Raw genomic sequence first — 14,556 nt, forward strand, 5'->3', positions numbered from 1 at the left:
CCTACGGCGTAGGAGCGGCCCCCCGGCCGGGTTGGCGGAAGCGCGCGCTGACTCAGGTACTCAGGAACCGCCGTCGCTTGAACGACACGGTGCGCTTGTAGTCCTTCATGGACCCGACCTTGCGAATGTCTGCCCAGGTGCCCTTGTAGTAGGGGATCAGGTTGCGGTCGGTCCAGTCGGTCACCACGTCGCCCACCACGCCATTGTCGTAGCCGAACATCATGAAGGTCTGATTGCGGCCGATGTCGGGCTCCAGGTAGGCCATCGCAAAGGTGGAGCCGAAGTCGTTGTGCAACTCGACGATATCGCCCGACTCGATCCCCAGTTCCTTGGCGTCCTGCGGGTTGATCTCCAGCGGTGACATCGGGAAGCGGTCGCGCCGGAAGGCCAGGAAGCGGTCGTGATAGGCGGTCTGCCAGATGTGGTTGGTGCGGCCGTTGTTGACCCAGAAGCGGTATTTCTTTTTCTGGGTCTCGACGGTGCCGGGCAGTCCGTTCCAGGGCGAGGGCAGGAAGTGGGCCTTGCCGTCCTTGGTGTCGAACTTGTAGTCGGTATAGAGCATCGGGGTACCGACCAGCCGACCGTCCTTGACCTCTTTGATGGGCAACTGGACCCCGTTGGTGCCCAGGTCGCGCAGCCGGGCATAGGTGGCCAGGTCCCCGGTGGGTCCGCCCTGACTGTCGATCCCGGCGGGCTTGCGGAAGCCGTCGTTGAAGGCGTCCTCCTCGGTCTTCCAATCGAAGCCGCGGAAGCGCTTGGCCATCTCGGCATTGCCGTCTTTCTCGTACATTGCCTTCAAGGTGTTGGCGATGTCGGCGGCGATCAGGCAATCGGGCTTGGCCTCGCCCGGGGGGTCCATGAAGCGCTCGGACAGCCGTAAGCGGCGCTCGCCGTTCATCGCGGTGAGGTTCATCTCGCCGGGATGGGCGGCCGGCAGCAAGAGATGCGCGGCATCGGAGAACTTGGTGTGATAGAGATCGATGTTGACCACGAAGAGCCCGCCGCGGTGCTCCACCGCGTCCATGATCAAATCGACCAACTCCGCCGCACTGGCCCCGCGCGCCTTGCCGATCACGTCGCGCACGATGCTCGCACGGCGGTAGACTACCTCACGGTACTGCTCGGCGTTCAGCGTCGACTGGAAGGCGTTGCAGGCCCACACCGTGAGCATCTTGCCGTTGCCCTTGATGATCTCCTCATCGACATACTTGGCCGGGCGCCCGCCGGGGTAGGGCGGACGGGCATAGCCTTCCTGGTGGCCGCCCATGCGCACCACGCCGGTCCCGCGCCGGCCCAGATTGTGGGTGGCGAGCACCAGGTCGACCAGGGCGGACTGGATGCGGTAGTTGTCGTTGCCCCAGATGATGCCTTTCTCATAGCCGTGCATGGTGCGCTTGCGCGTGCCATCGGCCTTGGGGGCATAGGCCCAGTCGGCAGCCTTCTGGAGGTCGGCGACCGGCATCCCGGTGATCTTACTGCAATCCTTCAAGCTCAGACGGTTGGCGGCCAGGGCGGCGTCGAACCCGGTGGTATTGGCGTCGATGAACGCCTTATCGTGCCAGCCCTTTTCGACCACATAGGTCAGGAGGCCGTTGAACAGGGCGGTGTCGGTCCCGGGCAGGATCGCCAGATGCAGGACGTTCTCGGGGCCGGCGATGTGGTTGGCCACGGACAGCGTCAGACTGCGGCGTGGGTCGATAAAGATGACCTTGGCCTTGTCGGCGGCCTCACCCGGAAACCATTCCTGCTTCTTTTTGATGCTCGCACCCGTCATGTTGGGCAGGGCGTGGGCGAGGAAGTAGTTGGTCTGGGTCTCGTAGCCGTTGGCGCCGACATAGAACAGGGTGTCGGCGACCTCCGAATCCTCATAACTGTTGTTCAATTCGCCGACGCCCATGTCGCGCGTGGCGTGGCACTCGGAGTTATAGGCGGGGCGGTTATGGATGCGGACCAACTGGGTGCCGATGGCGCTGAACATCAGCTTGCCGCTGCCCCAGGTGTTCTCGAAGCCGCCGCCGGCACCGCCATGGTCGAAGGCGTTGAAGGCGATCTGGTCCGGGCCGCCGGTATCCAGGATGCGCTTGGTGACCCCGGCATAGACCTTGAGTGCATGGTCCCAGTTGGTCTCCACCCAGTCGTCGCCGGTAAAGAGCTTGGGGAGGGAGAGGCGCTGGCGGGAAGTGCCCTCGCCGGAGTACATGACGCTCGCCATCTGACCGCCGCGGGTCGATGACAGGCCCTGGTTCACCACGCACTGTTTATCCGGCAGGATCATGATGTGGTGACGGCTGCCGTCCCGATCCGTGACTACGTTGTGCATCGGCGGGGTCATGATGATGCCGAGCGGCGGGACCTGCTTGCGGAAATCGATCTTGAGCGCGTTCTCGTCCGGTGCGCGTCCGCCCTCAATATTCTCCGGCCATTTATAGACGTGGTAGCCGCAGCCGACGATGCAGAAGTGGCACGTCATGTTGGTACGCTGCGCGTCCGGCGGCGGCAGCGGGATACGATCGCGAAATTGGGTCATGGGTGTTACCTGATTACGCCTGAGTCTGACCGGCGGGTTACAGCAAGTTGCTTTGACGGCCGTAGATCAACCCCTCGACTGCCACGGCGTAGAGGGTGTCGTCCTTGGTGTCGTGCTCCAGGAGGATGCGCGGCAGGTTCTCGGTCGCCTGACCGTCGACCATCTGGCCGTGCATCTCCGGGTCGAAGATGCTGAAGTGGCAGCCGCACTTGAAGGTGCGCGCCGCCTTGTCGTAGCTCAGCGGACAGCCGTTATGGGTGCACTGGGTGCTGAAGGCCACGATATCCCGGTCCGGACCCACGCCGCCTGGGACCTCGTGACCGGTCTTGATGATCTGGCAGAAGGACTGCCCGTCCGGGTAATTGAAGGGTTGCGGGATCTCGACCTTGAGCGCGCCGGCCTTGGTGATGCCCTCGCGGGGGTAAGGAAGGGTGGTCGCCCCCGGCGCCCGCGGCGCCTCGGCCGCGGCGCCAAAGCCGCTCCCGACCAGGGCGGCCCCGGCTGCGGCGGCCGCACCGCTGGCCCTGAGAAACTTACGTCGGCTGAGATCGGTCATGTATGGTTCCTCCTCGTTGTTGATCGTCCCGACCGGAGGAGCAACCCCCGTGCCGTTGCGATCCATACAACAGATCAATGGCCTAATGGACACGGCGTTGATTGGTGGTAACACTGCGGGGTAACGTGTTACAAAAGGGTAACGGCTCGCCGGAGCCCAGCGGACCCACTGGCAGAGGGGCGAACCCTGATCAAACTCTCCCGACGCGACCTCTTTGCCACCCTCTTGGCCATGGGCTCGGCACGGGCTCTGCGTGCGGACAGCGCAGCAGACACCGGCGCCGTCACCAGGCGCGCGCCCCTGCGCTTCGGCCTCACGCCGGTGATCCTCGACGATCGGGTGACCTTCCTGCGCCAGTGGGGCGCCTGGTTGGAGGCCCGCCTGGGTCGGCCCGTGATCTTCGTGCAGCGCGGCCGTTATCGGGAGATCATGGATCTCCTGCTGCGCGGGGGGCTGGATCTGGCCTGGATCTGCGGCTATCCCTATGTGCAGCACCAGGCGGACCTGTCGCTGATCGCGGTGCCGCGTTTCCAGGGGCAGCCGCTCTATCGCTCCTATGTCATCGTGGCCGCCGATGCCCCATTCCAATCCCTGGACGACCTGAAAGGCCGACTGTTTGCCTGGTCCGATCCGGATTCCAACTCCGGCTATCTGTTTCCGCGCTACCGGCTGGCCCAACTGGGCGAGGACCCGGACCGCTACTTCCGGCGGGCCTTTTTCACCTGGGGTCACCGCCATTGTGTGGAGGCGGTGGCCGAGGGCCTGGCCGACGGAGCGGCGGTGGACGGCTATGTTTGGGAGACCCTGGCCCGGCGTGAACCTTTGCTGACAGCGCGCACCCGGGTCGTCCTGCGCTCCCCTCAGTTCGGTTTCCCGCCGCTGGTGGGCGCCCCGGATCTGGCGGGTTCGGACATGGCCGCTCTGCGCGGCGTCTTACTCGCCCAAGAGGGTGACGCCGACGGCCGCCGCCTGCTGGGCGAGCTCAACCTGGACGGCTTTTCTGCCGAGGGGCCGGCGCTCTTTCAGGACATTGCCCAGATGGCCGGTTTGGTCCGCCAGGCGGGCGACCGATGACCCTGTTCCCCAACAGCTACCGTCAGCGCTTGCCCCTGAGCCTGAGCATTGCGGCGGTCACGACCGCGTTCCTGATGGCCCTGGCCTTGGGACTGCAAACGCTGAAGAACCTGCGTGAGGACCAGGGACGCAACGCCCTGCGGTTGGGCCACGCCATGTCCGACGTGCTGGTCCAGGCCCTGCGCCATGATGACGTGTGGCTTGCCTATTCACTCTTGCGCGGCCCGCAGCGGGAGGCCGCGGACGCGACCTGGGTCCTGGTGGACGATGCCGGGCGAGTCTTCGCAAGCAATCGACCGGCGCGCTACCGCGTGGACCAACCCCTGGCGGAGGCCCTGCCCTGGCTACCGGCGTCCTCCGGTTCGACGCACCCGAACACGCAGCCGTCGGCGATCGGCGGGACGGCGGAGAGCGGCCAAGACCGGCCACGCCGCCTGCTGCGACTGCCCCTATCCAGTGACGGCGCCAGCGACGCGACCGCGGTCGGTGAGTTGATCGCCCTGCTCTCCGACGCGCCGTTTCTCAGCCGTTTCGAGGAGATCCTGCAAGGCGGTGTGCTGGTGACCTCCGGCGTTCTAATCGTACTGCTGCCGCTGGGCTGGCTCTGGGGGCGGCGCATGGCCGCACCGCTGGCAACGCTGGCGGAGTGTATGAAGCGGGTGGGCGAGGTTGACCCGCGTGCCCTGCACTGCCCGGTACCCCAAGGCGACAGCGAGATCGGCCAACTCGGCCGACGCTTCGCGCAGATGCTCGCCGCCCTGGCGCAGAAGCAAGACCTGGAGCAGCAGATGCTCCAATCCGAGCGGCTGGCGGCGGTCGGGCGGGTTGCCGCCGGCGTCGCCCACGAGATCAACAATCCCTTAGGCGGTATGCTGATGGCCATCGACACCTTCCGACGCCGTGAAGCGCCGGAGCCGCGCACCGGGCAACTGCTCGACCTCCTGGATCGGGGATTACAACAGATCCAGCACGCCGTGTCGGCCCTTCTGGTGGAGGCGCGGTTGGACAGCCGCCCGCTGACCCCGCAGGACCTGGAAGACGTGCGGACCCTGGTCCAGTCGCAGTCGGTCGCGCCCGGGGCAACGCTTGCTTGGGATAACGGACTGGCGGGACCAGTCCCGTTTCCGGCCAACCTGGTGAGACAGTTATTGCTCAACCTCATGCTCAATGCTCAACAGGCGGTGGATCTCGGTGGGCGGGTCGCCGTGCAGATCGATCAAGTCGACAGCGGCCTGCGCATCCAGGTGGAGAACAGCGGGGAACCGATCCCGCCCGATCGGCTTGATCGTCTGTTTGAGCCCTACCCGTCGCCGAGTCAGAAGCGCCAGGGACTTGGGCTCTGGGTGTGCTACCAGATCGCCTCCCAGCTCGGCGGAGCGATCGAGGCGCAGGCGCTGGATGGGGCGACCCGGCTGTCCGTGTATCTGCCGGTCGGGCGGGAGTTGACCCATGGCTGAGCCGCGGCCCCGTATCTGTCTGGTCGAGGACGACCCGATCATGGGCGAGGCCCTGGCGGAGCGGTTGGATCTGGAGGGATTCCAGGTCCACTGGCACCGCGCGGGGCTCGCCGCGTTGCCGGACCTCACCGGCGGGACCATCCAAATTGCTGTCATTGACATCAATCTACCCGACTGCTCCGGGATGACGCTCTTCGAGCGTATCAGTCGGGAGGCGCGGCCGGCCCCGCCCTGTGTCTTCATCACCGGCTGCGGGAACATTGAGGACGCGGTCCGGCTGCTGAAGCTCGGCGCCGCGGATTACCTGACCAAGCCGCTGGACGCGACGGCACTGGTGGACAAATTGCGCATCCTGGTCCGGGAAACGGAAGGTCGGATTCCGGCGGCCGCCGGCCAGGTGACGCGCCCTCCGCCATGGCGGGGGCCGGATGCGAGCGAGGTCGAGGCGCCCCTGGGGATCTCGCCGGCCATGCGACGGGTCGAGGAGCAACTCGCCCGCATGGCCGGTCATCCGGCCACGCCGCTGCTGATCAGCGGCGAGTCCGGCGTGGGCAAGGAACTGGTCGCGCAACGCCTGCACGCCCTGCAGTGCCCGACCGCCCCGCTGGTGGCCGTCAACTGCGCCGCCCTGCCGGAGTCCCTGATCGAGGCCGAGTTGTTCGGCCATGAGAAGGGCGCCTACACCGGTGCTGACCGCCGCCGGGCGGGGGTCTTCGAGCGCGCTGGTGCGGGCATTCTGTTCCTCGACGAGATCGGCGACATGCCGCTGTCCCTGCAACCGCGACTGCTGCGGGTGCTGCAATCCCGTAGCCTCACCCGGATCGGGGGAACCCAGACCATCAGCGTCCCGGCCCGGGTGGTCTGCGCGACGCACCAGGATCTCGGCGCCCTGGTGCGGGATGGCCGCTTCAGGGAGGATTTGTATTACCGGATCAAGGTCCTGGATCTCAGGCTGCCGCCCCTGCGGGAACGTCCGGAGGACGTGTTGTGGCTCGCGGAGCGCTTCGTTGCCGACCATGGCCGGCGTTTCCCAGAGGAACGCCGCACGCTGCAGGACGCAGACCGCGACCGGCTGCTGAGTTACCCCTGGCCGGGCAATGTGCGCGAACTGCACCACGCCCTGGAACGCGCCTGTATCATGGGCCAGGGAGACGTGCTGGCCCTTGATCTGGAGTCGATAGGGGAACCACCGGAGGCTGCCAAGCAACTCACCCAGGGCCTCAAGGCCCACGCCCAGTCGGGGGAACGTACCGCCATCCTGGCCGTGCTGGCGACCCACGGCTACGCCATGGCCACCACCGCGGCGGCCTTGGGTGTCAGCCGCAAGACCCTATGGCAGAAGATGAAGCGGTATGGCATTGCGCGACCCGAGTAACCCGGACGCTCTGACCCCCGCGCCCCCTCGCGTTCCGTCACCACACCGTCATCGTCTCAACACGTTCGCGCAACAGTTGCGAATTATCCTACCCCTCTCTTGATTGGAGTGTTTCGTCAGCCCCGAGGGTGTGAGATGGTTGCGTCCGCGTCTGCCCTGGCCGCCAAGCGTGGTGATCGCCTGTATGTGGAACTCGCCGCGAGCGAGCACGAGGTACGCGAGGCGCAAGCCTTGCGGTACCAGGTCTTTGCGCAGGAGCTGGGCGCGCGGCTGCCGACCGCGCGGGCTGGTCTTGACGTGGATGGCTTGGACCCCTACTGCCAGCATCTGCTGGTGCGGGACGCCGGGACTGGTCAGGTGGTGGGCTGCACGCGCATCCTGACCGATGATCAGGCCGCCCGCCTGGGGCGGTTTTACTCCGCGAGCGAGTTCGACTTGGGTCCCATCCCCTGGCTGCCGGGCCGCAAGCTCGAGGTGGGGCGGACCTGTATCGCCGCCGCGCACCGCCAGGGGTCGGCGATCGCCGTCCTGTGGTCGGGGCTCGCCGGTTATGTCCAACTCCATGGGTTTGATTTTCTGTTCGGCTGCGCCAGTTTTCCGCTGGGTGAGGGGGATGTGCAGGCGGCGGCGATCATGAACCGGCTGCGCCGTCAGGCGCTGGCACCGGAGTCGCTGCGGGTGACGCCGCGCGCGCCGTTGCTCACGACATCAGTGGCCGATACGATTCTCGATGCACCCCTGCCGGCCTTGCTGCGCGCCTATGTGCGGCTGGGTGCCAAAGTCTGCGGCGAGGCCTGTCGCGATCCGGACTTCCAGGTGGCAGATGTGCTGATGCTGCTGCGGATGGAGGATCTGAATCCTTCCTATGCGCGCCATTTCCTGGAACGGGCGGCGGGAGCCTGATCGGCCGTGCCTGCGATGCTTAGAGGTCAGTGCCCGCCGCAAGGTACCATCCGTGGCCTTGGATTCCGGCTTCCTGCCGGAATGCTTGGGGTGGTTTTCCCACAACTGATGGCGGAACGGGGCACGAGGCACATGAGGGTACAGGCGGGGGCATTCCGCTCCCTGTGGCGCGGTCTGCGCTTTCTTGAGCACGTGATCACCGGCGTGTTGATTCTGTGCGTCGTCGGTCTGGGGTCCCGCGCGGGTCGCCGGCCGGCCTGGCTGCCCGGTGTGGTGCAGTGGTGGTACGGGCGGATGAGCCGGGCGCTGGGGGTGCGGGTGAACACCGTGGGCGCGGTCGCGGATCGCTGCCTCTTGGTGTGCAACCACGTCTCCTGGCTGGACCCGATGGTCCTGGGCGCCTCGGGACACATGGCGTTTTTGGCCAAGGCGGAGATCCGCGGCTGGCCCCTGATCGGTTGGATGTCCGATCTGGTCGGGACCCTGTTCATTGCGCGGGGCGCCCATCAGGTCGAGTCGGTGACCGCCCGGATCAGCGAGCGCATCGCGCGCGGGGAGACCTTGGCCATCTTTCCCGAGGGCACCACCAGCCGCGGCCTGGGGGTGCGCCGATTCTATCCACGGCTGTTCGCCATTGCCCAGCAACCGGGGCTGGGGGTGCAGCCGGTGGCCATCCTGTATCACCGCGAGGGCGATCCGGCGCCGGATCAGGACATCGCCTTTGTCGATGAAGAGAGCCTGATCGCCAACCTGTGGCGGGTGCTGCGCCATCCCGGATTGGTCTGCGAGGTGCAGTTTCTGCCGCCCATCTGGCCGCGTGTCGAGGACCAGCGACGCGCGCTGTCGGCGCTTGCGCGGCGCCGGATCGTCACCGCCTTGGGCTTGCCGGAGGGCGCTGGTATGGATGCGCCGCCCCGTCCCGGTTCGCGGGCCGGCCGGTTGCAGGCTGAGGCGGACGCCCGGAGCAGTGCGGATTCGTCCCATGGATGAGCGCGCACCCCGTCCTGTCTTGCAGTTGACGGTGGTCACCGAGACCTACCCGCCCGAGATCAACGGTGTTGCCAATACCATGCGCCATCTGGTCGAGGGGCTCAGGGACCGCGGCCATCAGTTGCATCTGGTGCGTCCGCGACAAGCGGGCGAGCGCGTCGGGCACTTGGCCGCGCCGATCGAACAGTTCCTGGTGCCCGGGGTTCCAATCCCTGGTTACCGGGGGCTGCGCCTGGGACTGCCGGTCTATTGGCGGCTGCGCCGACTCTGGGGTCGCCGGCGGCCGGATCTGATCTATATCGCCACCCAGGGTCCGCTCGGCCATGCGGCGCTGGCTGCCGCGGTCGCGTTGCGGGTCCCCGCCGTGACCGGATTTCACACCCAGTTTCAACAGTACAGCCGGCATTACGGGCTGGGCTTTCTGACCCGACAGATCACCAACACCCTGCGGCATTTTCACAACCGCTCGGACCTCACTCTGGTGCCGACGGCGGAACTGCGGGCGGACCTGACCGCGGCAGGCTTTACCAACGTGCAGGTGTTCGGTCGCGGCGTGGATGTGACTTTGTTCGCGCCGACCCGGCGACTGGAGGCGTTGCGCGCCTCCTGGGGCTGCGGCCCGGACGATCTGGCGGTGCTCTATGTCGGGCGGGTCGCCGCGGAAAAGAATCTGGAGCTCGCACGCGAGACCTTCGCGGCAATCGAGAAGCAGCAGCCGTCAGCGCGCTTCGTGCTGGTCGGGGACGGGCCGGCACTCGCCGGTCTGCACCGTGACCATCCCCGCTTCATCTGCACCGGGGCCAGGGTCGGTGAAGACTTGGCCGCTCACTACGCGAGCGGCGACCTGTTTCTGTTCCCCAGTCTGACCGAGACCTTCGGCAACGTGGTGACCGAGGCGATGGCGAGCGGGTTGCCGGTGGTCGCCTTCGATTATGCCGCGGCGCACGCGGCGATCGTGTCCGGCGTCAACGGGGTGACGGCGCCCATGGGGGACCGCGCGGGCTTCGTGGCCGCCGGGCTGAGCGCCATCCAGGATCGTGGCCGGTTGCGCGCAGTGGGCGAGGCCGCCCGCCGTACCGCGCTCCACATGAGTTGGGAGCGGGTACTGGGCGGGGTGGAGCAACTGCTCTACGAGCTGATCCGCCGACGGCAAGGTGATCCGGAGCGGACCACTGCCGCGACAGCAGTTCCGGAGTGAGTGCTTGAAGCGCGGCGCCGGCCATCCCGCAACCTGCAAGTCTGCCGTGGGAGCGGCCTCCGGCCGCGATGGGGCGGGGCCTCATGGGGATGCCCTTGATCATCGTACCAGCCGGCGTCCGTCAAGGCCCTGGCACGGAAAGCTGCTCCACAGATGCTCACAGATGTATTTCTTCATGGCGGTGCCCGCGGGGCCTCTGGTGTATAGTCCCGCGCTTTCGGACCCGGTTCAAGGCCGCCGGAACAGGCGCACGACCAGCGAGAGAAGACCATGCCTCACTACCGTTCACGCACCACCACCCACGGCCGTAACATGGCCGGCGCCCGCGCCCTGTGGCGCGCCACCGGCATGACCGACGGCGATTTCGACAAGCCCATCATCGCTGTCGCCAACTCGTTCACCCAGTTCGTCCCCGGTCATGTGCATTTGAAGGACCTGGGCCAACTGGTGGCGCGCGAGATCGAGCGGGCCGGCGGCGTTGCCAAGGAATTCAATACCATCGCGGTGGACGACGGGATCGCCATGGGCCATGGCGGCATGCTCTATTCACTGCCGTCGCGCGACATCATCGCCGACTCGGTGGAGTACATGGTCAACGCGCACTGCGCCGACGCCCTGGTGTGCATCTCCAACTGCGACAAGATCACGCCCGGGATGCTGATGGCGGCCTTGCGGCTCAACATCCCCACGGTGTTCGTCTCCGGTGGACCCATGGAGGCGGGTAAGGTGTCACTGGCCGGCAAGGGTGAGATCAAGCTCGATCTGGTCGACGCCATGGTGGCCGCGGCGGATGCGGCGGAGACTGATGCCGACGTGGCCGCGATCGAGCGTTCGGCGTGCCCCACCTGCGGATCCTGCTCCGGCATGTTCACCGCCAACTCGATGAACTGTCTGACTGAGGCGCTGGGGTTGAGCCTGCCCGGCAACGGCAGCCTGCTCGCCACCCATGCGGATCGGGAACAGTTGTTTTTGGAAGCCGGGCGGCTGATCGTGGAGCTGGCGCGGCGCTGGTACGAGCAGGACGATGCGACGGCCCTGCCGCGCAGCATCGCGAGCTTCGCGGCCTTCGAGAACGCCATGAGCCTGGATATCGCCATGGGCGGCTCCACCAACACCGTGCTGCACCTGCTGGCAGCGGCCCACGAAGCCGGGGTGGCCTTCACGATGGCGGACATGGACACCCTGAGCCGCCGGGTGCCGAATCTGTGCAAGGTCGCGCCGTCCAGCCATCTTTACCACATGGAAGATGTGCACCGTGCCGGCGGGGTCATCGGTATCCTGGGTGAACTGGATCGGGCCGGGTTGCTCCACCGTGACGTGCCGACAGTGCATTCGCGCACCCTGGGCGAGGCGCTGGACGCCTGGGATATCGCCCGCGACTCGGCCACGGAGACCGCGCGGGTCCGCTTCCTGGCCGGTCCCGGCGGGATCCCCACCCAGGTCGCCTTCAGTCAGTCCAGCCGCTGGCCGGACCTGGATCTGGATCGGGCCGCGGGCTGCATTCGTAACCTGGAACATGCCTATTCACTCGACGGCGGGCTTGCTGTCCTCTTCGGTAATCTGGCCGAGCAGGGGTGCATCGTCAAGACCGCCGGGGTCGACGCGGCCAACCTGACCTTCCGCGGGCCGGCGCGTATCTGCGAGAGCCAGGAAGACGCCGTGACGGCCATCCTGACCGGCAAGATCCAGGCCGGCGATCTGGTGCTGATTCGCTACGAGGGTCCCAAGGGCGGTCCGGGGATGCAGGAGATGCTCTATCCCACCAGCTATCTGAAATCCAAGGGGCTCGGCAAGGCGTGCGCGCTGGTAACCGACGGTCGTTTCTCCGGCGGCACCTCCGGGCTCTCCATCGGGCATGTCTCACCGGAGGCGGCCGAGGGCGGGCTGATCGGGTTGGTGCAGGACGGCGACCTGATCGAGATCGACATCCCCAACCGGCGTATTGAATTGCTGGTTGCGCCCGCCGTGCTCGAGGCGCGTCGCGCGGCGATGAACGCCCGCGGGAAAGACGCCTGGCGGCCGGTCCAGCGTCAGCGCGAGGTCTCCGCCGCCCTGCGCGCCTATGCCGCGCTCACCACCAGTGCGGCCCATGGGGCGGTGCGCGACCTGTCTCAACTGGGGTGAGGGGTGCTGGTCAGCCGGGCAAGCCTCGGCCGTTGTTTGCCGAAAACCCGCCATCTCATGCGTATCGATACAGTGTTTTTTGCGGGAGAGGATTTGTCGATGTTTAGGGGCGACTGGCGTCGCCCCCCGGCCCGGCGCGGCGCGTCCGCGAAAAACGCGGCAGCGCGAATGTCTCAGGGAAAAGTGCCCTTGAATATTCAGCCGGTACTGCGCTAAGCTGCCGCGTAACCGACTCATCGCCCATCCCTTTTCGGTTTGGTGGGTAGACCGAGAGTTTATGCGGCTCCCAGGAATAAGCATCCTAACTGCGCATTCATGTATGCTGGATCTGCAGGGGTTGGCCTTGATCGTAATCCCGGCCAGCGGTCTGCGTAGTCAGGGCTTCCAGCCCTGACGGTGTCAGGCCAGGATGGCCTGACTACGCACCCGGCGAGCCCAAATGGCCGGAATCTTGATCGGGGCCTAAAGTCGCCCCTACATGCTGGTACAGCTTTTCCCGGAAATCACCTTAACACCACGAGGGATCGGCGAGACCCTTCTGTCTCCCGCTCAGAACGTCGATGCACGGTGTGGTTTCCCGCTGATAAACACTATGGCGCAGGATTCCGATGAGTGATCAGATGACCCCAAAGATCTCGATCGTCGTTTTCATCGACGCGCTTGGCTGGGAAGTATTGAAAGGGCGCCGGTTCATGGATGCCCAGTTGCCGTTCCGACGCAAGTTGCGCTCGGTGTTCGGCTTCTCATCCGCGTGCATCCCCTCGATCCTCACGGGGCTGATGCCCCGCGAACACCGGCACTGGTCGTTTTTTTACTACTCGCCCGCGACCTCCCCGTTTAAGCCGCTGCGTCTGCTGGGATTGCTGCCGCGCTCCCTGGTTGACCGCGGACGCGTGCGAAATCTGATCAGCAGGTTGATCAAGCGATTGTATCGTTATACGGGCTACTTCCAACTCTACAATATCCCGTTCGAACACATCGACAAGTTCGATTATTGCGAGAAGAGCGACCTCTTCGTGCCCGGTGGCATGAACCGGGGCCAGAACATCTTCGATCACCTGAAGCGTGCCGGGGTGCCATACCACGTATCGAACTGGCGCGATCCCGAAGCGAGCAACCTGGATGCACTCAAGGTCGATCTCAGGAAAGGCAGGATTGCCTTTGCGCTTCTGTACATGGCATCCATGGACGCCCTCCTGCACGAGGTCGGCAAGGAGAGCGCCCAGGTGGATCAAAAGCTCGCCTGGTACGAGGCACAGCTCGAAGAGGTGCTGCGGATAGCCGCGGAGCATTATGATCAGGTGCGGCTGTTCGTCTGCTCCGATCACGGCATGGCCACCGTGCACACCCATTTCGACCTCATGAGTAAAGTGGAGGCCCTGGGGCTTGAGTTCGGCCGTGATTACACCGCGACCTACGATTCCACCATGGGGCGCTTCTGGTTCCACAACCCGGCGGCCCGCGAACGCATCAGCACGCTCCTGGAGCAGCTCCCAGAGGGACGTGTCCTACCGCAGCGGGAGCTCGACCAATTAGGATGCGACTTTGAGGGAAATCAGTTCGGGGAACTGATCTTTCTGATGGATGCCGGCGTCCTTATTGTTCCGAGCCACATGGGCGTCAAGCCCATCACCGGGATGCACGGTTACCACCCCGATCACCCGGACTCGGACGCGTCCCTGCTCTCCAATGTCGAGCCGCCAAACGACATCAAGGCCATCACGGACATTTTTCACTTGATGCGTGCCGAGTCCGGCGCCTGATGAATCGTTAGTCATCCGCGTTCTTTACCAGACCGGCCGCAGGGGCTTGGCAGGGCGTTGACCACCTGTCACCGGGATGCCAATGCAGCGGGCGTCCATTGAGTAGATTCTCCAGGTTGTTGGCTAGGGAATTGAGCATTATCACAAAGAAAAGCCCCCAAAGCGTGGGTAGCATTACCACCGAGAGACGTGCAGAAGCATGGCGAGAGATCAGCAAACGGATGCTGACCCACGAAAAAGCCAACAGGATGAATAACTCCAGAAGAAGCAAGGGGTAGTAAAGGCTCGCTACAAGATCCTGTGCCTCTTTCGAACAGCCTCCGGCATTCGTCCAGAACATCGGCTCTTCCCTTAAATAGGAAAAGATCATGAGGACCAGGAGCAACAATAAATTGACCACCGCACCGGCGATGAGCGGAGCCGCATTGGACTGAGTATGATCCCGAGCACGGCTGCGAGTCCGGTTTGCGTGCAAGACGAAACGCTCAAAAAAAATAAAAATATGATTATACTCTGTAGTATCAACATAACAAATCTCAGCAAACCCCTGTAGCCTTGGAACAGCGGCTCTGTTGCGCATGGGGGGTGA

At 65.2% G+C, this 14,556-nt stretch carries 11 protein-coding genes; 8 read left to right on the forward strand and 3 right to left on the reverse strand.

The genetic code is table 11. The features are described from left to right. Positions 1-52: 52 nt before the first annotated feature. Both QZY03_RS16410 and QZY03_RS16415 read right to left on the reverse strand, forming a co-directional pair. Positions 53-2,527: an arsenate reductase (azurin) large subunit gene (locus tag QZY03_RS16410; protein WP_295582904.1), complete on the reverse strand. Its 2,475-nt coding sequence runs from the start codon at positions 2,525-2,527 to the stop codon at positions 53-55. Between the two features lie 37 nt (positions 2,528-2,564). Continuing rightward, positions 2,565-3,083, reverse strand: coding sequence for an arsenate reductase (azurin) small subunit (locus QZY03_RS16415; RefSeq protein ID WP_295582906.1), 519 nt, complete (start codon positions 3,081-3,083; stop codon positions 2,565-2,567). A 231-nt stretch (positions 3,084-3,314) separates the two neighbouring features. Between QZY03_RS16415 and QZY03_RS16420 the strand changes: the two genes are divergently transcribed. The 8 genes from QZY03_RS16420 (at position 3,315) to QZY03_RS16455 (ending at position 13,967) form a co-directional block, all read left to right on the forward strand. Beyond that, entirely contained in the window at positions 3,315-4,157 is an 843-nt protein-coding gene (locus QZY03_RS16420) for a PhnD/SsuA/transferrin family substrate-binding protein (protein ID WP_295582908.1), read from the forward strand. Further along, complete coding sequence (locus tag QZY03_RS16425) at positions 4,154-5,614, forward strand: HAMP domain-containing sensor histidine kinase (protein WP_295582910.1); 1,461 nt, start codon at positions 4,154-4,156, stop codon at positions 5,612-5,614. Before QZY03_RS16420 ends, QZY03_RS16425 begins: the two co-directional genes overlap by 4 nt. Next, positions 5,607-6,989, forward strand: coding sequence for a sigma-54 dependent transcriptional regulator (locus tag QZY03_RS16430; RefSeq protein ID WP_295582912.1), 1,383 nt, complete (start codon positions 5,607-5,609; stop codon positions 6,987-6,989). The genes QZY03_RS16425 and QZY03_RS16430 overlap by 8 nt, the downstream gene beginning before the upstream one ends. Positions 6,990-7,124: 135 nt before the next feature. After that, the gene (locus QZY03_RS16435) at positions 7,125-7,892 is read left to right on the forward strand and encodes a GNAT family N-acyltransferase (protein WP_295582914.1); all 768 of its coding nucleotides are present in this window, start codon (positions 7,125-7,127) and stop codon (positions 7,890-7,892) included. Positions 7,893-8,024: 132 nt separating this feature from the next. Next, positions 8,025-8,882: a 1-acyl-sn-glycerol-3-phosphate acyltransferase gene (locus QZY03_RS16440; protein ID WP_295582916.1), complete on the forward strand. Its 858-nt coding sequence runs from the start codon at positions 8,025-8,027 to the stop codon at positions 8,880-8,882. Beyond that, positions 8,875-10,080 carry a glycosyltransferase family 1 protein gene (locus QZY03_RS16445; RefSeq protein ID WP_295582918.1) on the forward strand — a complete coding sequence of 402 codons (1,206 nt, stop codon included), beginning with the start codon at positions 8,875-8,877 and terminating at the stop codon, positions 10,078-10,080. Before QZY03_RS16440 ends, QZY03_RS16445 begins: the two co-directional genes overlap by 8 nt. A 270-nt stretch (positions 10,081-10,350) precedes the next feature. After that, entirely contained in the window at positions 10,351-12,204 is a 1,854-nt protein-coding gene (gene ilvD / locus QZY03_RS16450) for a dihydroxy-acid dehydratase (RefSeq protein ID WP_295582920.1), read from the forward strand. A gap of 620 nt (positions 12,205-12,824) precedes the next feature. Next, a complete protein-coding gene (locus tag QZY03_RS16455) occupies positions 12,825-13,967 on the forward strand; it encodes an alkaline phosphatase family protein (RefSeq protein WP_295582922.1) in 1,143 nt (380 codons plus the stop codon). 7 nt (positions 13,968-13,974) lie between these two features. Here the strand turns inward: QZY03_RS16455 and QZY03_RS16460 are convergent, their stop codons facing one another. Beyond that, entirely contained in the window at positions 13,975-14,547 is a 573-nt protein-coding gene (locus QZY03_RS16460; RefSeq protein WP_295582924.1) for a hypothetical protein, read from the reverse strand. Positions 14,548-14,556: the final 9 nt, after the last annotated feature.

The organism is uncultured Lamprocystis sp. (genome assembly GCF_903933125.1).
GTDB lineage: Bacteria > Pseudomonadota > Gammaproteobacteria > Chromatiales > Chromatiaceae > Thiodictyon.

Bases quoted from the DNA above. Each gene is read 5' to 3' on its own strand.
- QZY03_RS16410 (WP_295582904.1), bottom strand. From the start codon at position 2,527: ATGACCCAATTTCGCGATCGTATCCCGCTGCCGCCGCCGGACGCGCAG.
- QZY03_RS16415 (WP_295582906.1), bottom strand. From the start codon at position 3,083: ATGACCGATCTCAGCCGACGTAAGTTTCTCAGGGCCAGCGGTGCGGCC.
- QZY03_RS16420 (WP_295582908.1), top strand. From the start codon at position 3,315: ATGGGCTCGGCACGGGCTCTGCGTGCGGACAGCGCAGCAGACACCGGC.
- QZY03_RS16425 (WP_295582910.1), top strand. From the start codon at position 4,154: ATGACCCTGTTCCCCAACAGCTACCGTCAGCGCTTGCCCCTGAGCCTG.
- QZY03_RS16430 (WP_295582912.1), top strand. From the start codon at position 5,607: ATGGCTGAGCCGCGGCCCCGTATCTGTCTGGTCGAGGACGACCCGATC.
- QZY03_RS16435 (WP_295582914.1), top strand. From the start codon at position 7,125: ATGGTTGCGTCCGCGTCTGCCCTGGCCGCCAAGCGTGGTGATCGCCTG.
- QZY03_RS16440 (WP_295582916.1), top strand. From the start codon at position 8,025: ATGAGGGTACAGGCGGGGGCATTCCGCTCCCTGTGGCGCGGTCTGCGC.
- QZY03_RS16445 (WP_295582918.1), top strand. From the start codon at position 8,875: ATGGATGAGCGCGCACCCCGTCCTGTCTTGCAGTTGACGGTGGTCACC.
- ilvD (WP_295582920.1), top strand. From the start codon at position 10,351: ATGCCTCACTACCGTTCACGCACCACCACCCACGGCCGTAACATGGCC.
- QZY03_RS16455 (WP_295582922.1), top strand. From the start codon at position 12,825: ATGACCCCAAAGATCTCGATCGTCGTTTTCATCGACGCGCTTGGCTGG.
- QZY03_RS16460 (WP_295582924.1), bottom strand. From the start codon at position 14,547: ATGCGCAACAGAGCCGCTGTTCCAAGGCTACAGGGGTTTGCTGAGATT.